This is a genomic window from Streptomyces sp. NPDC045846 (assembly GCF_056431605.1).
Genome location: NZ_JBWKKJ010000011.1, coordinates 160,313 through 184,276 on the forward strand (window position 1 = coordinate 160,313; position 23,964 = coordinate 184,276).

Here is a 23,964-nt window from a genome sequence, read left to right on the forward strand (position 1 = left end):
GGGCGCGCAAGCGGTTGCTATCGACGGCCGTGCTCGGGGGCCTGGCCACGCTCGATCACAATCAAACAAACAATCTCATCAAAACTGTTCAGTTTCTGAACATCGAGGCGTAGGTTCCCGTCCGGATCAGTAAGCGCGACGAAGCGAGTACGCATGCAATACCTGGCCGCGGGGCTCCGGCTCCCCACCAACGGGCTCGACTACACGATTCTGGCGATCTACTTCATCGTCGTCCTGGGCATCGGCTTCGCCGCCCGCGCCAGCGTGAAGACCAGCCTCGACTTCTTCCTGTCGGGCCGTTCACTGCCGGCCTGGGTGACCGGTCTCGCCTTCGTCGCCGCCAACCTCGGCGCCACAGAGATCCTGGGCATGTCCGCGACCGGCGCCCAGTACGGCGTCGCGGTCGTGCACTGGTACTGGATCGGCGCGATCCCGGCGATGGTCTTCCTGGGGCTCGTGATGATGCCCTTCTACTACGGCTCGAAGGTCCGCTCCGTACCGGAGTTCCTGCTCCAGCGCTTCGACAGGTCGGCGCACCTGCTCGCCTCGGTGCTCTTCGCCTTCGCCGCGGTACTGATCGCGGGCGTCAACCTGTACGCCCTCTCGATCGTCGTGGAGGCGCTGCTCGGCTGGCCGCAGTGGGTGGCGATCGTCGTCGCCGGGGTCTTCGTGCTCGCCTACATCACCATCGGCGGGCTCTCCTCGGCGATCTACAACGAGGTGCTCCAGTTCTTCGTGATCCTGGCCGCGCTCATACCGCTGACCATCCTCGGCCTCAAGCGCGTCGGCGGCTGGGACGGCCTCACCGGCTCGCTCAAGGCCAGCCACGGCGACAACTTCCTGTCCGCGTGGGGCGGCACCGGCATCGGCCAGGCCAACCCGCTGGGCGCCAACTGGCTGACCATCGTGCTCGGCCTCGGCTTCGTGCTCTCGTTCGGCTACTGGACGACCAACTTCGCCGAGGTGCAGCGCGCGCTGTCCGCGAAGAACCTCAGCGCGGCCCGGCGGACCCCGCTGATCGCCGCGTTCCCGAAGATGTTCATCGTGTTCCTGGTGATGATCCCGGGCCTGGTCGCGGCGGTCCTGGTCCCCAAGATCGGCACCCCGGGCTCGTCGCTCACCTACAACGACGCGATCCCGCTCCTCATGCAGGAGCTGCTGCCCAACGGTGTGCTCGGCATCGCGGTCACCGGTCTGCTCGCCGCGTTCATGGCGGGCATGGCGGCCAACGTGTCCTCGTTCAACACGGTGTTCACGTACGACATCTGGGCCAAGTATGTGAAGAAGGACCGGCCGGACGCGTACTACCTGCGATTCGGCCGCCTGATCACGGCGATCGGCGTGCTGGCCTCCATCGGCACGGCGTTCATCGCCTCCTCCTTCTCCAACATCATGGGCTACCTCCAGACCCTGTTCTCCTTCTTCAACGTGCCGATGTTCGTGGTCTTCGTGATCGGCATGTTCTGGAAGCGGGCGTCGGTGAAGTCCGGGGTGTGGGGGCTGTTCGCGGGCACCTCGGCCGCGATGGTCAACTACTTCTGGATCTACAAGCAGGGCGTCATCTCGATCCCGACCGACCAGGGCGCCAACTTCGTCTCCGCCATCGTCGGGTTCGTGGCGGGCGCGGTGGTGATGGTGGCGGTCTCGCTGTTCACGGCGCCCAAGCCCGCGGCCGAGCTCGCGGGGCTGGTGTACGGAACGAAGTCCCCCGGCGTCGAGGAGCCGCCCGCCGAGGGCGACAGCGCCTGGTACCGCCGGCCCGCCCTGCTCGGCTGGGGCGCGATCGTGCTGGCCGCGCTCTGCTACGTCCCGTACTCGTTCTGAACCGGAGGTCCTGACATGTCCGAACTGCAGCGTGAAGTCTCCGAGTTGGAGCAGAAGTCGGCGTCCGCCGCCCGGCTCTTCGACATCCGCCGGATCATCGGGGGGCTGTTCACCCTGTACGGGGTGATCGTCGGCGGGGCGGGGGTGTTCGCCTCCGACGCGGACCTTCAGAAGGCGCAGGGGATCAACATCAACCTCTGGACCGGCCTGGGCATGCTGGCCCTGGGCCTGTTCTTCCTGACCTGGCTGAAACTCCGCCCCATGCCCTCCCGGGAGGAGTGAGAGCCTCGCGGCCACTCCCAGCGGCCCCCGCCCGCCTCGGCCCGCCGATGGCTCAGCGATCGAGTGCGGGTCGATGGTGGCTGTTCGCGCAGTTCCCCGCGCCCCTGAACAGCACTGCCCACAGCCCCGCCAAGGGGCGCGGGGAACTGCGCGGGCCAGCGGGCACGGTCCGCAGGCCAAGCGGGGTCAAGGGGCGCGAGGAACTGCGCGAGCAAGCGGGCACGGTCCGCAGGCTGAAGCGGGGTCAAGGGGCGCGGGGAACTGCGCGAACGGCCCCCACGGTCCGCAGCCGAACAAGCGGGGAGCCGCACCACGACGCGCTCCGTGCAAGCGGCGCCACAGCCCCGCGCACGCGGAAGCGCCCGGCCGCTAGGGCGTCTCCGACGGGGCGGGTGGCTGGGTCGCGCGGTCCAGGAGGCCCGTGCGGGCGGCCAGGGCCGCGGCCTCCAGGCGGGAGCCGACGCCCAGTTTCATCAGGACCCGCTGCACATGGGTGCGGGCCGTGGAGGGGGCTATGCCCATGCCCGCCGCGATCAGCCGGGTGTCCTCGCCGTCGGCGACCCGGACCAGGACCTCCACCTCGCGCGGGGTCAGCAGATGCAGCAGCCGCTGGCCCTCGTCGTCGGGCTGGGCCGCCGGGTTGAGGAGCTCGGCGAAGGCGCCCTGGAGGAGTTGCGGCGCGACCGCCGCCTCCCCCGCCCTGGCCTTCACCATCGCCCGCTCGACGCCCTCGATGCGCTCGTCGTGCCGCACGTAGCCGGACGCCCCGGCCGCGAACGCCGCCGCGATCCCGCGCGGGTTCGGCACCGGACCGAGGACCACCACGGCCACCTGCGGCCGCTCCCGTTTGATGCGTACGATCGGGTCGAACACCCCCGGTTCGGCGGGCGAGGCCGTGCCGAGCAGGCACACCTCGGGCGCCCGGCTCACCACCAGTTCGGCGGCCCCGGCGACCGGAGCGGCCGCGGCGAGCACCCGGTGGCCCCGCAGTTTCAGCGCCGAGGCGAGTGCCTCGGCGAGCAGCCGGTGGTCGTCGACCACCATGAGCCGCACGCCCATCGAGCTACCCCCATCCCCCCGGGCCCCCCAGCTCTTCGAGCCGGGGGCAGCCCACTCGGACCCCCGGTCCCCGGCCCCTTCTGCCCCGGCAAGCTACACGCTTGTTCGACGCCGCGCGCCGCTTACCGGCCAGAAGCCCCCGGAATGCCGAATTCTCCGGCATTCAGGCCCGGTTGAGGAAGTACGGGGAAGTACGAGGGGAAGTAAAGAGGCGAACTCGGCCCGGCTCCCGCCCCTTTGCGCGCCCCGGACCTGCGAGGGGAACGCGTGGCCGAAAAAGGCGCGGGAAATGCCGAAGGCCCCGGCGGTGGAGAGGAACTCCGCCGCCGGGGCCTTCGCCGTCCGCGACTCAGCCGGTGCCGGTCGCCATGAACAGGAACTTCTTGTCGGCGTCGCTCGCCGAGTACGGCTTGCTCAGCAGGACCGCGCCCAGGTACAGGCGGCCGTTGCCGTAGAGCATCTCGGAGTACTTCGGCGAGAACGACGTGATCGCGTCGCGGACCGCCCGGTCGGCCGGGTTCTCCAGGAGCAGCGTCGACTTGAGGCTGCCGCCGTCGATGCTGACGACCTGGGTGCCCTTGTCGTACGGGGCATCCTTGTAGGCGATGACGTTGTTGCCGTCCATGCGCATCGGGTACAGCGTGTAGCCGTCGCCCGCGTCGGTCTTGCCGGGCACGGGCCGGCCGGTGGCGAGGTCGAAGGCGACGATCTCGTTGGTGCGGCCGATGGAGCCGGAGCCCCCGGCGTTCTCGTGCTGCTCGGTCGGCACGTACAGCTTGCCGTTGCCGGCCGCGACCATCGTGCACTTCTCGACGGAGGTGCTGTCGCAGCTGGCCGCGTACTTGTCGCCGGGCGCCGGGATGCGGGCGAGCAGCTTGCCCGTCTTGGCGTCGACGGAGAAGAAGTCCGAGATGCCGCTGCCGTCGCCCGCGCTGTCGCCGACGTCGGCGGCGAGCACCAGCGGGCTGGTGGAGACGATGTGGGCGTACTGGATGCCGGGCATCATCTTGTACGTGGAGACGGGCTGACCGGTCTTGGGGTCGAGCGGCTGGATGTTGATGGTGGGCTTCTGGTAGTCGCCGCACTTGCGGACGGCCACGAGCGCGTCACCGCCGCCGTAGCCGACGTCCTCGCACTGGTCGGCGGTGGTGGTGGGCTTCCACAGTTCCTTGCCGGTGTTCAGGTCCCAGGCCGCGCCGCCGTCGAGGCCGCCGGCCGCGACGGTGCCCGCGCCGAGGGTGACCTCGTCGAAGCGGGTCTTGCGGTCGCCGTTGGCGCCCTTGATGTCGGCCTGCCACAGCAGCTTGCCGGTGGTGAGGTCGAGGCCCGCGACCTCGGTGCAGGAGGCGACCTTGGCGCCGTTCTCCTGGGTCTCGAAGGCGAACGCGGTCTTGCCGTCGGCCGAGACGTGCGTGGTCGACTCGCAGACGTTGCCGGTCAGCGGGAGCTTCCAGAGCTGGGTGCCCTTGGCGGGGTCGTAGCCGACGATCTCCTTGACGCCGGACTTGGCGTACACCTTGTCGGTGAGCCAGGAGCCGTGCACCGCGGTGAGGTCGGTGACCTTGGGCTGGGGCGTCTGGAAGAGCACCTTGGCGGAGGTGTTGGCGGGCGCCTTCTCCTTGCCGCCGCCACCGGTCGCGCTGCCGCCGGTGTCGCCCTTGGCGCCGCCGGTGTCACCGGACTTGGCGTCGCTCTTGCCGTTGTCCTTGGTGGCGTACCAGATGCCGCCGCCGACGATCAGGGCCACCGCGACGACCGCCGCGATGATGATCGTGAGCTGCGCGTTGAGCTTCTTGCCGCCGCCGGGGCCCGGCGCGCCCGGCATCCCGGGCTGCGGCTGCATCGGCTGGGTGGGCGGCTGGGCCGGGTATCCGTACCCCGCCGGGCCGGGCTGCCCGGGCTGGCCCGGGTAGCCGTAGCCGGGCTGCTGCTGCGGGGTCTGCGGGTAGCCGTAGCCGGGCGGGGCCGCGGGCGGCGGGGTGCCGGGCGTCTGCGGGTAGCCGTAGGCCGGGGGCGGCGGGGTGCTCGGCGGCCCTGCGGGCGGCGGCGGGGTGGGTGCGCCGAAGCCGCCGGCCGGGGGCTCCTGGGGTGCGCCGAACCCGGGGGCCGGGGGCTGCTGCGGGGCGCCGAAGCCCTGGGGCGCGTCCTCGGGCCGCGGGGGCTGCTGCGGTGGCTGGGGTGGCTGGCTCATGCCGGAGGGACCTCTGACTGGAAGGCGGGAACGGGGAGTTGGGGCGTCACTTGCCGAACGACAGGATCGCGTTGTCCTTCTTGTCGGCCTTGGGGGTGCTGACCCGCCCGTTCAGGAGGAAGAACCGGCCGCCCGCCCACGCCACGCGCGGGCTGTAGAAACTCTGCTCGGTCCCGGCGGCGGCACCCGGGCTCTGCAACGTGATCGTGGGGCTGCCGCCGGTCGGGGCCAGGGTCGCGACCGCGGCGCCCTCGTTGTCGATGCCGGGCTCGATGTAGACCACGACCTTGCCGCCCTCGACGGCCAGCGGCTGCATCATGCGGCCCTTGGGGGCGGCCGCGTGCCACTTCTCCTTGCCCGTGCCGAGGTCGATGGCCACCACGTCGTTGCTGCGGCCGACGCCGAGCTCGCCGCTGTCCTTGCCCTCGGTGGAGATGTAGAGGGTGTTGGCGTCGGCGGCCGTGCCCGAGCAGTCCTGGAGCTGGCGGGCGATGATGCCGAAGCCGCTGCAGTTCGCGGTCAGCTGCGACTTGGAGTCGACCTGCGAGCGGATCTTGCCGTCAGGGGTGAAGGTGGAGATGTTCCACGTCTTCTTGTCCTTGTTGGCGGCGTAGACGACCAGCGGGTCCATCGAGTAGACGCGCCGGATCGACCAGCCCTTGTCGTACTGGTAGTTCCACTTGGACTTGCCGGTGGCCGGGTCGAGCTCCTGGAGGAGCTCCGACCGCGGGGCGTCCATGCTGGTGTCGTTGGGGTCGTTGCAGGTGCTGACCGAGATGAGCTTGGGGCCGCCCGCGAACGCGTCCGCGCTGCAGTTGCCGGTCTTCGGGGTGCCGAAGAGCTTCTTGCCGTCGGTGACGGAGAAGCCGCTCGCGCCGCCCATGCGGGCCAACGTCACCGTGTTGCCGGTGATCGCCATGTCGAAGCCGGTCATGATGTCGAAGAGGCCCTCGGACGGCACCGCCGTCTTCCAGCCCGCCTTGCCGCCCGCGAGGTCGACCTGCTGGAGCTGGTTGCACTTGGCGTCCTTGGTGTTGTTCTCCTGGACGCCGAAGACGATCTTTCCGTCCGCGGTGGTGTCGTGCGGTGCGCCGCAGATGGGGGTGTCCAGGGACACCTTCCACTTCTCCTGGCCGTCGCCCACCGCGTAGCCGACGATCTCCTTGTACATGGCCTTGACGACGACGTCGCCCAGGCGCCAGGGGCCGTACTGCTCGGCGCCGTTCTGGGTCAGCGGGGTCTCGTTCTCGTGCAGCCAGACCCGGGCCTCGCCGGGCTTGATCCCGCCGTTGATGTCGTTGGAGTCGCTGCCCCCGTTGCCCTTGCCGTCGCCCTTGTCGACGGAGGGCGAACCGGACGGCAGAGCGCCGTTGCTCTTGTCGGCCACCGGCTTCTTGTCGTCGCCCCCGCCGCTCGTCGCGAAGTACACGCCGCCGCCGATGACCAGGAGGCCCGCGACCGCCGCGGCCACGATCGCCGCGGGCTTGCCCTTGAAGGGGTTCTTGCCGCCACCGTCCTGCGGCGGCATCGGGGCGCCCGGGTACTGCGGCTGGCCCGGGTAGCCGTAACCGCCCTGCTGGGTCTGCGCGTAGGGGTTGCCCTGCGTCGGAGCCTGGCCCGGGGCCGCCGGGTAGCCGTAGCCGGGCTGCGGCGGGGGCGCCTGCGGGTAGCCGTAGCCCGGCGCGCCGGCCGGCGGGGTCGGCGGCATCTGCGGCGGCTGGGCCGGTGGCGCGGGCGGCATCTGCGGCGGCGGCCCCTGAGGCGGGGGCGGCGGTCCCTGAGGCTTGTCCTGCGGTGCCCCGAAGCCCCCCTGCGGTGGCTGCGGACTGGGCGGCTGAGTCACAGCGAGATACCCCCGAATTTGCGTCTTTGCGTCTTTACGTCAGTCGAACGGAGCTACTTTCTATCACTCGGAGCACCGCACACCACGGGCCGGTCCACCCCTGTTCCCAAGGGAGAACCGGCCCGTAATGCCGCCGTTACTGACTCTGTACGGCGTCTCTACGCAAGCGCCGCACGACGTCCGTACGCGTGTGCCTCAGGCCTCCTCGGCCAGTTCGAGCCAGCGCATCTCCAACTCGTCGCGCTCGGCGATCAGTTCGCGCAGCTCGGCATCCAGTTTCGCCACCTTCTCGAAGTCCGTGGCGTTATCGGCGATTTGCGCGTGCAGATGTGTCTCGCGGTCGGAGATCTTGTTGAGCTGCCGCTCCACCTTCTGGAGTTCCTTCTTCGCGGCGCGGGCGTCCTGCGCGGAGACGGTGCTCGCGGGCTTGGTGGCGGGGGCCGCGGCCGGGGCCGGAGCGGATTCGATCATCCGGCGGCGCCGCTCCAGGTACTCGTCGATGCCGCGCGGCAGCATCCGCAGCGTGGCGTCGCCGAGCAGCGCCCACACGTGGTCGGTGGTGCGCTCGATGAAGAACCGGTCGTGGGAGATGACGACCATGGAGCCGGGCCAGCCGTCGAGGAGGTCCTCCAGCTGGGTCAGCGTCTCGATGTCGAGGTCGTTGGTGGGCTCGTCGAGGAAGAGCACGTTGGGCTCGTCCATGAGCAGCCGCAGCAGCTGGAGCCGCCTGCGCTCACCGCCGGAGAGGTCCCCGACCGGCGTCCACTGCTTCTCCTTCGAGAAGCCGAACTGCTCGCAGAGCTGGCCTGCGGTCATCTCGCGGCCCTTGCCGAGGTCGACGCGGTCCCGGATCTGCTGGACGGCCTCCAACACCCGCAGCGCGGGCGGGAGTTCGGCGACGTCCTGGGAGAGGTATGCGAGCTTCACGGTCTTGCCTACGACGACCCTGCCCGCGGCGGGCTGCGCCTCGCCCGCGGTTCGCCAGGCCTCGGCGAGCGCGCGGAGCAGCGAGGTCTTGCCCGCGCCGTTCACGCCGACCAGGCCGATGCGGTCGCCGGGGCCGAGCTGCCAGGTGAGGTGCTTGAGCAGCAGCTTCTCGCCCGCCTGGACACTCACGTCCTCCAGGTCGAAGACGGTCTTGCCGAGCCGGGCATTGGCGAACTTCATCAGCTCGCTGGTGTCGCGCGGCGGCGGCACGTCGGCGATGAGCTCGTTGGCGGCCTCGATGCGGTAGCGCGGCTTGGAGGTGCGGGCCGGGGCGCCGCGGCGCAGCCAGGCCAGCTCCTTGCGCATCAGGTTCTGCCGCTTGGCCTCCTCCGTCGCCGCGATCCGCTCGCGCTCGGCGCGGGCGAAGACGTAGTCGGAGTAGCCGCCCTCGTACTCGAAGACGGAGCCGCGCTGGACGTCCCACATGCGGGTGCAGACCTGGTCGAGGAACCAGCGGTCGTGGGTGACGCAGACGAGCGCGGACCGGCGGGCCTGGAGGTGCCGGGCCAGCCACGCGATGCCCTCGACGTCGAGGTGGTTGGTCGGCTCGTCGAGCACGATCAGGTCCGGCTCGCCGATGAGCAGCTTGGCCAGCGCGATGCGGCGCCGCTCACCGCCGGACAGCGGGGCGATGACGGTGTCCAGGCCCTGGGCGAAGCCGGGCAGGTCGAGCCCGCCGAACAGGCCGGTCAGAACGTCGCGGATCTTGGCGTTGCCCGCCCACTCGTGGTCGGCGAGGTCGCCGATGACCTCGTGCCGGACGGTGGCCCGGGGGTCGAGCGAGTCGTGCTGGGTGAGCACGCCGAGCCGCAGGCCGCCCACGTGCGTGACCCGGCCGGTGTCGGGCTCCTCCAGCTGGGCGAGCATCCGGATCAGGGTGGTCTTGCCGTCGCCGTTGCGCCCGACGACGCCGATCCGGTCCCCTTCGGAGACGCCGAGGGAAACGCCGTCGAGCAGGGCACGGGTCCCGTACACCTTGCTGACTGCCTCGACATTGACCAGGTTGACGGCCATTTCACTCCTGAGCAGGGGGATGGATCGTCGTCCAGGGTAGTCGCCGCGAGCGGCCGGCCCGCCTTCGGTGGCCGATCGGGGATCGCGCGCGGGTTGAGCCGGCGGCCTGACCAGGGGCGCCCCGGCCGGTCGACCCGGTCGAACACGCCGGACTCGCTGGACCCGCTCACCAGGGCGTACGTGCACCTGGGCACGCAGCGCGACCGGCTCAAGGTCGCCAGACCCTACGTCACCGACCTGTCATCGACCTGGATCTCACGGCGATCGACGAGCTCTGTCCTCAGCCGGTCACCAGGGTGGCCCCCGGGGCCGGGGACGAGGCGGTCCGGGCGGTGCGGCAGGTGCCCGAGGCGGTCAGGGCGGTCGCGACGGTGCGGGCGGTCTCCGGGTCGGCGCACAGGAACGCCGTGGTCGGGCCCGAGCCCGAGACCAGGGCGGCGAGCGCGCCCGCGGCCGTGCCCGCCGCGAGGGTGTCCGCGAGCGCGGGGCGCAGGGACAGCGCGGCGGCCTGGAGGTCGTTGGAGAGGGCGCCCGCGAGCGCCTTCGTGTCGCCGGTACGGAGCGCGTCGAGCAGGGCGGGTGAGGCGACGGGTTCGGTGGCGTCCGGGGTGAGGCGGTCGAACTCGCGGTACACGGCCGGGGTGGAGAGTCCGCCGTCGGCCACCGCGAACACCCAGTGGAAGGCCCCGCCGACTTCGAGGGGGGTCAGCTTCTCGCCGCGGCCGGTGCCGAGGGCGGCGCCGCCGACGAGGCCGAAGGGTACGTCGCTGCCCAACTCGGCACAGATGTCGAGGAGTTCGGCGCGGGAGGCGTTCGTTCCCCAGAGCGCGTCGCAGGCGAGGAGCGCGCCCGCGCCGTCCGCGCTGCCGCCCGCCATGCCGCCCGCGACGGGGATGTCCTTGTCGATGTGGAGGTGCACGCGGGGCTCGATCCCGTGCCGGGCGGCGAGGAGTTCGGCGGCCCGGGCGGCCAGGTTCGTACGGTCCAGGGGGACCTGGGCGGCGTCCGGGCCCGCGCAGGTCACGCGGAGCTCTTCGGCGGGGGTCACCGTGACGGTGTCGTAGAGGCCGACCGCGAGGAAGACGTTGGCGAGGTCGTGAAACCCGTCCGGCCGGGCGGGGCCGACGCCGAGCTGGGCGTTGACCTTGGCGGGGACGCGGGCGGTGACGGTGCGGGGGGTCACGGGGCTCCTTCTGGTACGGACGCCCCGATTCTCCCTCACGGAATGCCCACCGCGGCCCCCTGTCGATGCGGCCTGCCCGCGCAGTCCTGCGCGCCGGTCGTCACCTGCGGACCGCACGTGGCTACTCGCGCAGTTCCCCGCGCCCCTATCAGTACTGGTGCGGGCCAGTGCTGGCATCTTTAGCCCGTCCGGCGTTTGAGGACGAGCGCCGTTCAGGCGCGAACGGGGTCCGGGGCGGAGCCCCGGGAGGGGTGCAGGGGGGCTCAGCTCGGGTGGTGTTCGGCGATCGCGGCGAATTCCTCCACCGTCAACGCCTCGCCCCGCGCCTGCGGAGAGACCCCGGCCGCGACCAGCGCCGCCTCCGCCGCGGCAGGCGAACCGGCCCACCCCGAGAGCGCCGCCCGCAGCGTCTTGCGGCGCTGCGCGAACGCCGCGTCGACCACCGCGAACACCTCGGCCCGGGAGGCCGTCGTCGCCACCGGGGCGGCACGGCGCACCAGCGACACCAGCCCGGAGTCGACGTTCGGCGCGGGCCAGAACACGTTCCGCCCGATGGACCCGGCCCGCTTGACCTCCGCGTACCAGTTCGCCTTGACCGACGGCACCCCGTACACCTTGTTGCCGGGCTTCGCGGCGAGCCGGTCGGCGACCTCGGCCTGGACCATCACCAGGGTGCGCTCGATGCTCGGGAAGCGGCCCAGCATGTGGAGCAGGACCGGGACCGCCACGTTGTAGGGGAGGTTCGCCACAAGGGCGGTGGGGGCGGGGCCGGGGAGGTCCTGGACGAGCATCGCGTCGGAGTGGACCAGGGCGAAGCGGTCGGCCCGGGCCGGCATCCGCGCCGCGATCGTCGCGGGCAGCGCGGCCGCGAGGACGTCGTCGATCTCGACGGCCACCACCCGCTCGGCCGCCTCCAGGAGCGCCAGGGTCAGCGAGCCCAGACCCGGGCCCACCTCCACCACCACGTCGTCGGGGCGGACCTCGGCGGTGCGCACGATGCGGCGGACCGTGTTGGCGTCGATGACGAAGTTCTGACCGCGCTGCTTGGTGGGGCGTACGCCAAGCGCGGCGGCCAGTTCACGGATGTCGGCGGGGGTAAGGAGTGCGTCGGGCTCAGTGGTGCTCACCGATACAGCCTACGGCCGCAGTGCGGCCACGGGCTCGACCCCCGGGTCACGAAGAGCTTCTTCGCCCGGTACGTCTGCTCGCCGGCCGGTGCCTGCTCGGGCCGCCCGCTGCCGCCGAGCGCGTGCCAGGTGCCCGCGTCGAACTGGTAGAGCCCGCCGTAGGTGCCCGACGGGTCGAGGGCGCCGGGGCGTCCGCCGGACTCGCAGTGGGCCAGGCCGCTCCAGTTGAGGTGGTCGGCGCCGCCGACGGAGGACGGCGGCGCCTTGGTGCCGACCTTGACCTGCTGGGTGACCGGGGCGCGGACGACCTCCTCGGCGATCTTCTTCGGCTTCTGTCTGACGCCGTTGACGGTACGCAGCGCGTAGGTGACCCGGCGGGCGCCCTGCCGCCCCTGGCGGACCACGACCTGGGTGCCCGCGAACAGGGTGGCGTCCTTGGTCTTCTCGACCTTGAAGGCGATGGGCTCCTCGCGCACCTCCTTGGTGCCGCTGATCCGCATGACGGTCACGGTCTGCCCGTCGCGCGGGAAGGAGGAGGGCGGCACGGAGGTGGTGTCCTGGCCCTGGAGGGAGATCCCGGCTTCCTGGAGGGCCTCGGCGACGGTGGCCGCGTTGGTGCGCAGGGTGCGCTCGCGCCCGTCGGCGAGGAAGGTCACCGAGCGTTCGGTGCGTACGTCGAGGGTGAGGCCCGCGCGGCCGATCTCCGAGGAGCGGGACGCCGACAGGTAGGCGCCCTCGGCGCGCACGCCGAGCTGGCGCAGGGCGCCGTCCACGGTGCGCGCGGTGGTCCACACCTGGCGGCGCTGCCCGTCGAGGGTGAGCTGGACGGGGCGGCCGTAGCGCACCACGACCTCGTCGCCCCCGGCGAGCGCGGCACCCGGGCCCGGCGCCACGATGTCGTGGGCGCCGACCGGCACGTGTTCGTCGGCGAGGAGTTCCTCGACGCTGTCGGCGAAGGTGTGCATGGTGCGGGGCACGCCGTCGACCGTGAGCTTGACGGCCTTGTCGGTGGCGAGGAAGGCGGAGGTGCCGCCCGCCAGGAAGGCCACGACGAGGGCCTGCGGGAGGAGGCGGCGCAGCGCGTCGGGCCCGCCGGAGGTCTTGCGGCGCCGGGCCGCCCGGCGCGCCCCGGCCCGCCCGGCCGCCTCGCCCTCGGCGCGGCCCGGGCGTTCGCGTCCGTCCGGTGCGGGCTCGCGGGGTTCGGGGACGGGGAGCGGGGCGATCTGGGTCTCGTGGTCGGCGTACGCGGCCGGGTGGCCCCCGTAGCGGGGCGCGGGGGGTCCTGCGGGGGGCGCGGGAGCCGGGCCGGCGGGCGCTGCCACCCCGTAAGGCGGCGTGGCCGTGGCGGTCGCGGCGCGGTGGCCGCCGCGTGCGGCACGGTGACTGCCCTGTGAATTGCTCACGACGCTCCAGGGTCCGGTCCGATGGTGCGGGCCGGGAGACTAGCGGAGCGACGGTCACTCTCCAAAGCAACTCGACTACGCAGTGTCGTGGCACTACCCTGCGCGCCACCCGGAGGGAGGCGCGTTCCCGTTATCGCTCAGTAATCAAACGCGCGCGCGGTGTTGTCCGCGATCGCCGCGGCCAGCACGTCTTCGCCGAGGCCCTTCACGGCCGCCATGGCGCGCACCGTGACCGGAATGAGATACGGCGCATTGGGCCGTCCGCGGTACGGCGCCGGCGTGAGGAACGGCGCGTCGGTCTCGACGAGAACGAGTTCCAGCGGGGCGACCGCGAGAGCGTCGCGCAGGGGCTGGGCGTTTTTGAAGGTCACGTTTCCCGCGAAGGACATGAAGTACCCGGATTCGGCGCAGATTTCGGCCATTTCCGCGTCACCGGAATAACAGTGGAACACGGTCCGTTCGGGGGCGCCTTCCTCACGCAGGATGCGCAGCACATCGGCGTGCGCCTCGCGATCGTGAATGACGAGCGCTTTGCCCTGGCGTTTGGCGATCTCGATGTGTGCCCGGAAGGACCTCTCCTGGGCGGCCTTGCCCTCGGGCCCGGTGCGGAAATAGTCGAGGCCGGTCTCGCCGACGGCCCTGACCCAGGGCAGCGCCGCGAGCCGGTCGATCTCGGCGAGCGCCTCGTCGAGCGCGCCGTCGCCGCCGGGGCCGCGCGCTCCCTGGCGCGACCAGCCGTCGGGGTCCCCGTGCACGATCCGCGGGGCCTCGTTGGGGTGCAGCGCGACGGCGGCGTGGACGTCGGCGTGCGCCTCGGCGGTGTCCGCCGCCCACCGGGAGCCCTTCACGTCGCAGCCCACCTGGACCACGGTGGTGACGCCGACGGCCGCGGCCTTCTCCAGGGCCTGTTCGACCGTGCCGTCCTGCATGTCGAGGTGGGTGTGCGAATCGGCCACGGCCACCGCGAGCGGCTCGGGCAGGGGCGGCGGGGCATCCTTGGCACTCATACCGCAGATCCTACGAAAGGCGCGCGTGCCGGACCGTGGGCGGCCCGGTCACGCGCCCCCGGTCACTTGCGGTGGAAGGGGTGCAGGAGATCCGACAGGTGCCAGTGGTGCTCCGGCTTCACGGTGGCGTCGGCCCCGTCGGCCCCGTCCCGGGGAGCGGGCTGCGTGGGCGCGGGCGCGCGGTGCTGGATCATCCCCTGCTGCGCGGACGACACCCGCCCGGCGCGCATGATGCGCACCACGTGTCCGCCGCAGTTGAGGCAGGTGGGCGAGGACAGCGGGGAGGGCACCCGGTCGCCATTGGCCTTGTAGACGACGAATGCCTGGCCCGTGGCGTCTACGTGGTGCTCTATCTCGTACGCCTGCTCCCAGCCATATCCACACCTCATGCACGCGAAGGCATACGCCTCGTGTGCCGTGGTCTCAGCGATCTCACTCATGTGCCGGCTCCTCTTGTCCGCTGGACAAGCTCTTGCGAGCGCTCTTGCGAGCGGGGGCGAAAGGTCCCCGATCCAGGAGACGCCTTTCGCTGCCAAAACGCATCAGGGGCTGTCGAGAGTTGGCGTGGTCTTGGCCTTTCCTAGGGCTGCGTGCTTTTCCCTGCCCCGGTGCGCGGCCTGCGTTTTACTTTTTACGATAGTCCTTTACTGTCCGCGGAGCCCTGACGTGCCGCGTTCTTTGCCGCGACCACCGCGTCGAAGACCTCGCGCTTGGGTAGACCGGTCTCGGCGGCGACGGCCGCGATGGCCTCCTTGCGCCGCTCCCCCGCCTCCTCGCGCACCTGTACGCGCCTGACCAGCTCGGCCGCGTCGAGATCGGCCGGTCCGGTCTCGGGCGCCCCCTCGACCACCACGGTGATCTCGCCGCGCACGCCCTCGGCCGCCCACACCGCGAGGTCCTTCAGCGGCCCGCGCTTGACCTCCTCGTACGTCTTGGTCAGCTCCCGGCACACCGCCGCCCGCCGCTCGGCGCCGAACACCTCGGCCATCGCGGCCAGGGTGTCGTCGAGCCGGTGCGGGGCCTCGAAGTAGACCAGCGTGCGCCGCTCGTCGGCGACCTCGCGCAGGCGGCCCAGGCGCTCGCCGGCCTTGCGCGGCAGGAAGCCCTCGAAGCAGAAGCGGTCCACGGGCAGCCCGGACAGGGCGAGCGCGGTGAGTACCGCGGAGGGGCCCGGCACCGCCGTGACCTTGATGTCCTTCTCGACGCAGGCCGCGACCAGGCGGTAGCCGGGGTCGGAGACCGAGGGCATGCCCGCGTCGGTCACGAGCAGCACCCGGGCGCCGCCTTCGAGGGCCTCGACGAGTTCGGGGGTGCGCGCCGACTCGTTGCCCTCGAAGTAGGACACGACCCGGCCCTGGGTGTGCACGCCGAGCGCCTGGGTGAGCCGGCGAAGGCGCCGGGTGTCCTCGGCGGCGACGACGTCGGCCCGCTCCAGTTCGGCGGCGAGCCGGGGCGGGGCGTCCGCGGTGTCGCCGATGGGGGTGCCTGCGAGTACGAGTGTTCCGGTCACACGAACCATCCTCGCAGCCCGCCGAGGCCCCGGCCGCCGGGCCCGGCCACGGGACTCCCATGGGGGAGTTCCCTACGATGGCGCGGTGACCAGTACTGCGCCACAGACCCTGCCGGGCCACGAAGCCGGGGACGAGCCGCCCTCCTGGCAGCACCGCATGCGCCGGTTCGGCCATGTCGCGCGGCCGAGAACCGGGCTGCGCGAGCGCCTGGTGCCTCCGTTCACCCGGCCGTCCGGGCAGCTGTGGACGGTGCTCGGCATCCCCCCGCTGTGGGCGGCGCGGATCGTGCGCTGGTCGGCGTGGGCGGGACCGCTCCTGGTGACGCTGGTCGCCGGGCTCATGCGGTTCTGGCACCTGGGCGCCCCGCACGCGGTGATATTCGACGAGACGTACTACGCCAAGGACGCCTGGGCGCTCATCAACCACGGCTACGAGGGCGACTGGCCCAAGGACATCGACAAGTCGATCCTGGCCAACCCGGACCTCATCGCGGTGCCGACCGCGCCGGGCTATGTGGTGCATCCGCCGGTCGGCAAGTACCTCATCGGCATCGGCGAGAAGATGTTCGGCTTCACGCCGTTCGGCTGGCGGTTCATGGTCGCGGTGCTCGGCACCCTGTCGGTGCTGCTGCTCTGCCGGATCGGGCGCCGGTTGTTCCGCTCCACGTTCCTGGGGTGCCTGGCGGGCGCGCTGCTCGCGGTCGACGGGCTGCACTTCGTGATGAGCCGCACCGCGCTGCTCGACACGGTCCTGATGTTCTTCGTCCTGGCCGCCTTCGGCTGCCTGCTGGTCGACCGCGACCGTACGCGGGCGAAGCTGGCCGCCGCGCTGCCCGAGGGCGAGGACGGGCAGCTGCGGCCGGACGCGCAGATCGCGGCCACCTTGCGGTTCGGCCTGCGGCCCTGGCGGATCGGGGCCGGGATCATGCTGGGCCTGGCCTGCGGCACCAAGTGGAACGGCCTCTACATCCTGGTCTTCTTCTGCGTGATGGCCGTGCTGTGGGACGCGGGCGCCCGGCGCACCGCGGGCGCGGTCAGCCCCTACCGGGCGGTGCTGCGCCGGGACGCGTTCTGGGCGTTCCTGTCCACGGTGCCGGTCGCGATCGTCACGTACATGGTGTCGTGGACGGGCTGGTTCGTCACCGACAAGGGGTACGGGCGGCACTGGGCGGACGGCCGGGCGGGCCTGTCCCCCGACCACGTCAAGCTGCCGGTCATCGGCACCGTCAACCACCTGCCGCAGTTCGACCTGAGCTGGGTGCCGGCCTCGCTGCGCAGCTTCTGGCACTACGAGACCGAGGTCTACAGCTTCCACGTGGGCCTGACCGAGGGCCACACCTACCAGTCGAACCCGTGGAGCTGGCTGGTCCTGGGCCGGCCCGTCTCGTACTACTACGAGAGCCCGAGCCCCGGCACCGCCGGGTGCCCCGCGAACACGAGCGGCAAGTGCGCCGCCGAGGTCCTCGCGCTCGGGACCCCGCTGCTGTGGTGGGCCGCCTGCTTCGCGATCGGGTACGTCCTGTGGCGCTGGATCTTCCGGCGCGACTGGCGGGCGGGCGCCATCGCGTGCGGCATCGCGGCCGGGTACCTGCCCTGGTTCCTGTACCAGGAGCGGACGATCTTCTTCTTCTACGCGGTCGTGTTCGTGCCGTTCCTGTGTCTGGCGGTGGCGATGATGATCGGCGCGATCATCGGGCCGCCGCAACCGGCGGGCGGCGCGGCCGCACCCGGGGAGCCGGGGCTCGCCCAAGGGGAGCGGCGCCGTGCGGTGGGCGCCATCGCGGCGGGTGTGCTCGTCCTGCTGATCGTGTGGAACTTCGTGTACTTCTGGCCGATCTACACGGGCACGGCGATTCCGCTGGACTCCTGGCGCAACCGGATGTGGCTGGACACCTGGGTGTGACGCCGGTCGCGTTCCGGTAACCGTTCGGACAACTGCCGGCCCCCCTGTCACTGCCGTCCCGTAGAGTCCCTCCCAAGTAACTCCTTGAACACGTTCAAAGGGTTCGGGGGACTCCTGGGGAGGGGAACTGCGGGATGCGCAGTGGAGCGAAGGTCGCCATCGTGGGCGGGGTGTTCGTGGTGGCCGCCGGAGGCGTCGCGTACGGGGGCTACACGCTGCTGGGCGGGGGTGACGACAAGGGGCCCGGCGGTACGCACACGCAGGGCGCGCCCGCGCGCACCGGACCGCCGGGCACGGACGAGATCAAGGAGACCGCCACCGGCTTCCTCGCGGCGTGGGCGAAGGGCGACGCGGCGGGGGCCGCCGCCCTGACCAACAACCAGCAGGCTGCGTCGACCGCGCTGACCGGCTTCCGCGACCAGGCCCACATCACCAACGTGACCGCCACCGCGGGCGCGCCGAACGGGGCGGTCGTCCCGTACACGGTGAAGGCCGACGTCTCCTTCGAGGGAAAGACGGCTCCGCTGTCCTACGCCTCCCAACTGACCGTCGTACGCGGCCAGTCCACGCACAAGGCGCTGGTCGACTGGCAGCCCGCGGTGCTGTACCCGCAGCTGAAGAAGGACGAGCGCCTGGTGACCGACAAGGCGCAGAATCCCGAGATCCAGGCCGTCGACCACAAGGACCGCCCGCTGACCAAGGAGCAGTACCCCTCGCTGGGCGCGATCCTGGACGGGCTGCGCGAGAAGTACGGCGCCAAGGTGGACGGCACGCCGGGCGTCGAGCTCCAGATCCAGGGCAACGGCACCCCGGCCCGCACCCTGCTCACGCTCCAGAAGGGCACCCCGGGCAAGCTGAGGACGACGCTCGACGCGGACGTGCAGGCCGCCGCGGAGAAGGCGGTCAAGGGCTTCGGGGAGTCGTCGGTGGTCGCCGTCAGGCCGAGCACCGGCGAGATCCGGGCGGTGGCGGACAACCGCGCCGACAAGTTCCCGGCCTCGCTCCAGGGCCGGGTCGCGCCCGGCTCCACGATGAAGATCGTCACCTCGGCGATGCTGATCGAGAAGGGCAAGGCCGCCGCGGACAAGCCGGCCGAGTGCCCGGCGAACGCGATGTGGCAGGGCGTCACCTTCCACAACCTGGACAACTTCTCGATGGACGGCCAGCCCTTCTCCAAGAGCTTCGCCCGCTCCTGCAACACCGCCTTCATCAAGCTCGTCGACGACGTGAACGACGACGGCGCGCTGGGGCGCGTCGCGGCCAACTACTTCGGCATCGGCCAGGACTGGAAGATCGGCGTTCCGTCCTTCGACGGCAGCGTGCCCGCCTCGGCCGGCGCCGAGACGGCGGCGGCGTACATCGGTCAGGGCAAGGTGCAGATGAGCCCGCTCGACATGGCCTCGATCGCGGCGACCGCGCAGTCGGGCCGCTTCCGCCAGCCCGTCCTGGTGCCGCAGTCGCTGGACGGCCGCGCGCTCGCCCAGGCCGCGCCGCTGCCGTCGGGCATCGCCGCCCAGCTGCGCGAGATGATGCACATCACCGCGACCGCCTCCTACGGGACGGCGACCGAGGCCATGGCGGGCGTCGGCGGCGCCAAGGGCGCCAAGACCGGCTCCGCGGAGAGGGACGGACAGAACAAGTCGGACAGCTGGTTCACCGGGTACAGCGACGACCTCGCGGCCGCCGCCCTGGTGCAGTCCGGCGGTCACGGCGGCACCGCGGCCGGGCCCATCGTCGCGCAGGTCCTGCGCGCCGGCTGAAACCGTCTCGCATGGCCCGTACACCTACCACTAGCGTGCGGGCCATGAACACTCCGTACGACCCGTCCGACCCGCACGGCCCGTACGGCCCGAGGGGGCGGCGCCCGTGACCCTGACCGTCACCTGCGCCGTGCTGCTCGCGGCTCTTACGCACGCCGGCTGGAACGCGCTCGCCCACCACCTCAAGGACCAGCTGCTCTCGTTCACCCTGATATCGGGCGGCGGCGCGCTGATGGGGCTGCTCGCGCTGCCGTTCGTGCCGGTGCCCGCCGCCGGGGCCTGGCCGTATCTGCTGGTCTCGGCGGCGCTGCACGTCGGCTACATGCTGCTGCTCATGCGGTCGTTCACGCTGGGCGACTTCGGGCAGATGTACCCGATCGCGCGCGGCACGGCCCCGCTGGTGGTCACCGTGCTCGCCGCCGTGTTCGTGCACGAGACGCCGAACGCCTGGCAGGCGGCGGGGGTGGCGGTCGCCTGCGCGGGCCTGGTCGGGGTCGCCCTGTGGGGCATCCGCGGCTCGCGGCCGAACTGGCCGGCCATCCTCGCCGCGCTCGCCACCGGCCTCGCGATCGCCGGGTACACCGTCGTGGACGGCGTCGGGGTGCGCGCCTCGGGCTCCTCCTTCGGCTACATCGCCTGGCTGATGCTCCTGGAGGGCCTGGCCGTTCCCGCCTACGCCCTGTACCGCCTGGGCCCCCGACTGGCCGCTCAGCTGCGCCCGTTCGCGGTCCGCGGGCTGCTCGGGGCGGCGCTCTCGGTCGCCGCGTACGGGCTCGTCCTGTGGGCGCAGACCAGGGCGCCGCTGGCCCCGGTCGCGGCGCTGCGCGAATCGTCGATCATCGTGGGCGCGGCGATCGGCGCCGTCTTCTTCAAGGAGCGCTTCGGCGCCCCGCGGATCGCCGCGGCGGGCCTCCTGGTGGTGGGCATCGGCCTGATGCTGCGGGCGGGTTGACCCCCGGCCCCCGGGGCCGCAGGGGATGACCCCTGGCTCCCGGGGCCACGGGGAGTGAGGGCCGCCCCTCACGCGGCCGCGGGCCTCACTCGCCGTGGGCCAGTCGCTGGAACGCCGTGTTCACGGCGAGCAGCCCGCCGTCCACGCGCAGGGTGGTGCCGGTGATCCAGGACGCGTCGGCGGAGGCGAGGAAGGCGACGGCCGCCGCGATGTCCTCGGGCTCGCCGACCCGGCCGAGCGGATACACCTCGGCGAACCGGTCCAGCCGGTCCTCGCGGCCGTCCCAGGCGGGGGTGCGGACGGTGCCGGGCTGTACGAGGTTGACCCGGACCCCGCGCGGTGCCGCGTCCCCGGCGAGCGTACGGGTCAGCGAGGCGAGGCCCGCCTTGGCGGCGCTGTAGGCGTGGTTGCCGAAGTCCTGGGCGCCGTTGACCGAGCCGATGCTGACGATCGCGCCCCGGCCGGAGGCGGCCAGGTGCGGAAGGGCGGCGCGGGCGCACCGGAAGGCGCCGGTGAGGCTGATGTCGAGGTCGCGGGCCCACTCCTCGTCGTCCTCGTCCTCGAAGCGCTCGGCGTCCGGGCTGCACGAGTAGGCGTTGTTGACCAGGACGTCGAGCCGGCCGAACTCCTCGACGGCGCAGGCGACCGCGGACTCCACCGAAGCCCGGTCGGACACGTCGCAGTGCCGGGCGACGGCGCCCTCCAGCTCAGCGGCGGTGGCCTTCGCGCGCTCCAAGTCGACGTCGGCGACCAGGACTTGGGCCCCCTCGGCGGTCAGTCTGCGCGCGACGGCGGCGCCGATGCCGCGTCCCGCTCCGGTGATCAGTGCCGTGTGTCCCGCGAAGCGCGCCGCGGTCGTGGCCGTCTGAGGTTGCGTCATACGGTCGAACGTAGCGCCCGCACCAGGGCCTGGGTACGGGGATCGGCGGTGACGCCCTTCTGGAGCCCGTTGGTCACGTAGCCGAACGCGATCCCCGACTCGGGATCGGCGAAGCCCAGCGAGCCGCCGCGGCCGGGGTGGCCGAAGGATCCGGGTGCGAGCAGCGGCGACGCCGGGCCGTGCAGCATGTAGCCGAGCCCGAAGCGGGTGTTCACGACCAGCACCCGGTCCGGGCCCGCGCTCTCCTCGGTACGGGCCAGGGTGAGCGTGGCGGGCGCGAACAGCCGCTTCCCGCCGTCCACTTCACCGATGGTCGAGGCGTAGAAGCGGGCCAGCGCGCGGGCGGTGGAGACGCCCGCGGAGGCGGGGAGTTCGGCGCGGCGGTAGGCGGGGTCGTTCTCGTCCGGCAGCGGGTCGATCGCGCCGAACGCGCGCCGGGTCAGCGAGTGCGGGTCCTGGTAGGCCTGCGCGACGGCGCGCTTGGGCCGGAGCCGCAGCCCGCCCTCGCCCTCGGGCGCCTCCACCGGGCCGACCCGGCCCACCCGGTGCGCCTCGGTGTCCGGCACGCCCAGCCAGAAGTCCAGGCCGAGCGGCCCGGCCATCTCCTCGGCGACCCAGCGGCCGATGGTGCGTCCGGTGACCCGCCGCACCAGCTCGCCGAGCAGCCAGCTGTAGGTCTGCGCGTGGTAGCCGTGCGCGGTGCCGGGCTCCCAGAACGGCGCCTGCGCGGCCACCGCGGCCGGGCCCGACTCGCCGTCGGCGGCCTGGGCGGGGGTCAGCAGGGCGTCCAGGGCGGGCACCCCGGCCCGGTGCGCGAGCAGGTGCCGCACCAGGGTGCGCTCCTTGCCGCGGGCCTTGAACTCGGGCCAGTACGTCGACACGGGGGCGTCCAGGTCCAGGCGGCCGCGCTGGTGCAGGAGGAGGGGGACGGCGGCGGCCACGCCCTTGGTGGCCGAGCGGACGATCTGGGCGGTGTCCAGCGCCCAGGGGGCGGGGCCGTCCACGTCCTTCGTGCCGGCCCACAGGTCGACGACCTTGTGCCCGTCCCGGTAGACGGCCACGGCCGCGCCGTGTTCGCCCCGCTGCTCGAAGTTGCGCACGAAGGCGTCCTTCACCGGTTCGTAGCCCGGTGCCACGGCGCCCTGTACGTCGACCACGATCCGTCTCCCCACGCTGCCCGGGCGCCACCCTGACGCCCCCCACCATGGTGCCCGACCCCCATCCCCTGGGGCTCCGCCCCAGCCCCGGGACCCCCGTGAAGCCCCTGGGGCTCCGCCCCAGACCCCGATCGCGCCTGAACGGCGCTCGTCCTCAATCGCCGGACGGGCTGAGGATGCTGATGCTGACCAGCACCGGTGCTGCTTAGGGGCGCGGGGAACTGCGCGAGAAGCGAGCACGGTCCGCGGATCGAAGGGGGTTCAAGGGGCGCGGGGAACTGCGCGAGCAACCCCGCACGGCCGCGAGCCGAAAGCGGGGTCAGGGGCGCGGGGAACTGCGCGAAAAGGGTGCTGGGTCAGTTGGGGGTGGGGAGCGGGGCCGACGACGGGTCGAAGCCGAACGGCAGTTCAAGGCGGTGCGCACGCATGAGGGCCTCGTCGGACAGGATGTCCACCGTGGGCCCGTCCGCCGAGATGACCCCCTCACTGAGGATCACCGCCCGCCCGCACAACTCCAGCGCGTACGGCAGATCATGCGTGACCATGAGCACCGTGACGTCCAACCCCCGCAGAATGTCCGCGAGTTCGCGCCGCGAGGCGGGGTCGAGGTTGGAGGAGGGCTCGTCCAGGACGAGGATCTCCGGCGACATCGCGAGCACCGTCGCGACGGCGACCCGGCGCCGCTGCCCGAAGGACAGGTGGTGCGGCGGCCGGTCGGCGTACTCGGCCATCCCGACCCGGGCGAGCGCGTCGCGCACCCGCTCCTCCAGTTCCGCCCCGCGCACCCCGGACGCCGCCGGGCCGAAGGCGACGTCCTCGCGGACGGTCGGCATGAAGAGCTGGTCGTCGGGGTCCTGGAAGACGATGCCGACCCGGCGCCGGATCTCGGCGAGGTTGCGCTTGGCGACCGGCAGCCCGGCGACCGTCACGGAGCCGGCGCCGCCTTCGAGGATGCCGTTGAGGTGGAGCACCAGCGTGGTCTTGCCCGCGCCGTTGGGTCCGAGCAGCGCGACCCGCTCGCCGCGCGCCACGGTCAGGTCGACGCCGAACAGCGCCTGGTGGCCGTCGGGGTAGGCGAAGGCGAGCCCGGACACTTCGAGCGAGGGGACGTTCACGGCAGTCACAGGATCCACCCAAGCAGACAGACGGCGAGCGCCGTCACGGGGAGGGCGACGGCCCGCGTCCACTGCGCGCGGGTCGCCGTCACCTCGTCGATCACCGGCATGGCCCCGGCGTAGCCGCGGCTGACCATCGCGAGATGGACGCGTTCGCCGCGTTCGTAGGAGCGGATGAACAGCGCCCCGGCCGACTTGGCGAGGACCCCCCAGGAGCGCACCCCGCGCGCCTCGAAACCGCGCGAGCGGCGGGCGATGGACATCCGCCGCATCTCGTCGGTGATCACGTCCCCGTACCGGATCATGAAGGACGCGATCTGGACGAGGAGCGGCGGCAGCTTGAGGCGCTGGAGGCCGAGCAGCAGGGCGCGCAGTTCGGTGGTGGAGGCGAGGATCACGGAGGCGGCCACGCCGAGGGTGCCCTTGGCCAGGACGTTCCAGGCGCCCCAGAGCCCGTTCTCGCTGAGGGAGAGTCCGAGCGCGTGCACCTGCTCGCCGGGCACGACGAACGGCATGAGCACGGCGAACGCCACGAACGGGACCTCGATGAGCAGCCGCTTGAGCAGGTACCCGGCCGGGAGGCGGGCCGCGCGCGCGACGAGGCCCAGCAGCACCGCGTACAGCGCGAAGGCCCACATCGCCTCGCGGGGCGTGGACACCACGACGACCACGAACAGGAACACCGCGGCGAGCTTGCAGTGCGGGGGCAGCTCGTGGACGGGCGAGCGGCCGTGCCGGTAGAGCCGGTGGGAGTGGCCCGCGCCCAT

19 protein-coding genes are annotated in these 23,964 nt (G+C 72.3%); 5 read left to right on the forward strand and 14 right to left on the reverse strand.

All coding sequences use genetic code 11. The features are described from left to right. Positions 1 to 153: 153 nt before the first annotated feature. Both AC07F3_RS29705 and AC07F3_RS29710 read left to right on the forward strand, forming a co-directional pair. A complete protein-coding gene (locus AC07F3_RS29705; RefSeq protein WP_479117492.1) occupies positions 154 to 1,824 on the forward strand; it encodes a sodium:solute symporter family protein in 1,671 nt (556 codons plus the stop codon). Between the two features lie 15 nt (positions 1,825 to 1,839). Then, positions 1,840 to 2,106 carry a hypothetical protein gene (locus tag AC07F3_RS29710; RefSeq protein ID WP_479117493.1) on the forward strand — a complete coding sequence of 89 codons (267 nt, stop codon included), beginning with the start codon at positions 1,840 to 1,842 and terminating at the stop codon, positions 2,104 to 2,106. A 369-nt stretch (positions 2,107 to 2,475) separates the two neighbouring features. Here the strand turns inward: AC07F3_RS29710 and AC07F3_RS29715 are convergent, their stop codons facing one another. The 10 genes from AC07F3_RS29715 to rsmI form a co-directional block, all read right to left on the reverse strand. Beyond that, a complete protein-coding gene (locus AC07F3_RS29715) occupies positions 2,476 to 3,165 on the reverse strand; it encodes a helix-turn-helix transcriptional regulator (RefSeq protein ID WP_479117494.1) in 690 nt (229 codons plus the stop codon). A gap of 349 nt (positions 3,166 to 3,514) precedes the next feature. Continuing rightward, on the reverse strand, positions 3,515 to 5,356 hold the full coding sequence (locus AC07F3_RS29720) for an outer membrane protein assembly factor BamB family protein (protein ID WP_479117495.1): 1,842 nt from the start codon (positions 5,354 to 5,356) through the stop codon (positions 3,515 to 3,517). 46 nt (positions 5,357 to 5,402) lie between these two features. Beyond that, entirely contained in the window at positions 5,403 to 7,064 is a 1,662-nt protein-coding gene (locus tag AC07F3_RS29725) for an outer membrane protein assembly factor BamB family protein (protein WP_479117496.1), read from the reverse strand. Positions 7,065 to 7,394: 330 nt separating this feature from the next. After that, entirely contained in the window at positions 7,395 to 9,200 is a 1,806-nt protein-coding gene (locus AC07F3_RS29730) for an ABC-F family ATP-binding cassette domain-containing protein (protein ID WP_479117497.1), read from the reverse strand. A gap of 280 nt (positions 9,201 to 9,480) precedes the next feature. After that, positions 9,481 to 10,383 carry a 4-(cytidine 5'-diphospho)-2-C-methyl-D-erythritol kinase gene (locus AC07F3_RS29735; RefSeq protein WP_479117498.1) on the reverse strand — a complete coding sequence of 301 codons (903 nt, stop codon included), beginning with the start codon at positions 10,381 to 10,383 and terminating at the stop codon, positions 9,481 to 9,483. A 263-nt stretch (positions 10,384 to 10,646) separates the two neighbouring features. Further along, complete coding sequence (gene rsmA, locus AC07F3_RS29740; RefSeq protein WP_479117499.1) at positions 10,647 to 11,510, reverse strand: 16S rRNA (adenine(1518)-N(6)/adenine(1519)-N(6))-dimethyltransferase RsmA; 864 nt, start codon at positions 11,508 to 11,510, stop codon at positions 10,647 to 10,649. Further along, entirely contained in the window at positions 11,507 to 12,913 is a 1,407-nt protein-coding gene (locus tag AC07F3_RS29745) for a ubiquitin-like domain-containing protein (protein WP_479117500.1), read from the reverse strand. Before AC07F3_RS29745 ends, rsmA begins: the two co-directional genes overlap by 4 nt. A 137-nt stretch (positions 12,914 to 13,050) precedes the next feature. Continuing rightward, positions 13,051 to 13,920: a TatD family hydrolase gene (locus tag AC07F3_RS29750; RefSeq protein WP_479117501.1), complete on the reverse strand. Its 870-nt coding sequence runs from the start codon at positions 13,918 to 13,920 to the stop codon at positions 13,051 to 13,053. A gap of 62 nt (positions 13,921 to 13,982) precedes the next feature. After that, complete coding sequence (locus AC07F3_RS29755; RefSeq protein WP_479117502.1) at positions 13,983 to 14,360, reverse strand: hypothetical protein; 378 nt, start codon at positions 14,358 to 14,360, stop codon at positions 13,983 to 13,985. A gap of 191 nt (positions 14,361 to 14,551) precedes the next feature. Next, positions 14,552 to 15,439, reverse strand: coding sequence for a 16S rRNA (cytidine(1402)-2'-O)-methyltransferase (gene rsmI, locus AC07F3_RS29760; protein WP_479117503.1), 888 nt, complete (start codon positions 15,437 to 15,439; stop codon positions 14,552 to 14,554). Positions 15,440 to 15,515: 76 nt separating this feature from the next. Here rsmI and AC07F3_RS29765 point away from each other — a divergent pair, with 76 nt between their 5' ends. From AC07F3_RS29765 to AC07F3_RS29775, 3 genes are all read left to right on the forward strand, one after another. Then, positions 15,516 to 17,333: a dolichyl-phosphate-mannose--protein mannosyltransferase gene (locus tag AC07F3_RS29765; RefSeq protein WP_479117504.1), complete on the forward strand. Its 1,818-nt coding sequence runs from the start codon at positions 15,516 to 15,518 to the stop codon at positions 17,331 to 17,333. 134 nt (positions 17,334 to 17,467) lie between these two features. After that, the gene (locus tag AC07F3_RS29770) at positions 17,468 to 19,093 is read left to right on the forward strand and encodes a penicillin-binding transpeptidase domain-containing protein (protein ID WP_479117505.1); all 1,626 of its coding nucleotides are present in this window, start codon (positions 17,468 to 17,470) and stop codon (positions 19,091 to 19,093) included. A 106-nt stretch (positions 19,094 to 19,199) separates the two neighbouring features. After that, positions 19,200 to 20,045 carry an EamA family transporter gene (locus tag AC07F3_RS29775; protein WP_479117506.1) on the forward strand — a complete coding sequence of 282 codons (846 nt, stop codon included), beginning with the start codon at positions 19,200 to 19,202 and terminating at the stop codon, positions 20,043 to 20,045. Positions 20,046 to 20,130: 85 nt separating this feature from the next. Here AC07F3_RS29775 and AC07F3_RS29780 read toward each other — a convergent pair whose 3' ends face one another. The 4 genes from AC07F3_RS29780 to cbiQ all read right to left on the reverse strand — a co-directional run bounded on the left by AC07F3_RS29780 (position 20,131) and on the right by cbiQ (position 23,964). After that, entirely contained in the window at positions 20,131 to 20,925 is a 795-nt protein-coding gene (locus AC07F3_RS29780) for an SDR family NAD(P)-dependent oxidoreductase (protein ID WP_479117507.1), read from the reverse strand. Further along, positions 20,922 to 22,085: a serine hydrolase domain-containing protein gene (locus tag AC07F3_RS29785; protein WP_479117637.1), complete on the reverse strand. Its 1,164-nt coding sequence runs from the start codon at positions 22,083 to 22,085 to the stop codon at positions 20,922 to 20,924. Before AC07F3_RS29785 ends, AC07F3_RS29780 begins: the two co-directional genes overlap by 4 nt. Before the next feature lie 353 nt (positions 22,086 to 22,438). Then, entirely contained in the window at positions 22,439 to 23,206 is a 768-nt protein-coding gene (locus AC07F3_RS29790) for an energy-coupling factor ABC transporter ATP-binding protein (protein ID WP_479117508.1), read from the reverse strand. Continuing rightward, the gene (cbiQ, locus tag AC07F3_RS29795) at positions 23,203 to 23,964 is read right to left on the reverse strand and encodes a cobalt ECF transporter T component CbiQ (RefSeq protein ID WP_479117509.1); all 762 of its coding nucleotides are present in this window, start codon (positions 23,962 to 23,964) and stop codon (positions 23,203 to 23,205) included. The genes AC07F3_RS29790 and cbiQ overlap by 4 nt, the downstream gene beginning before the upstream one ends.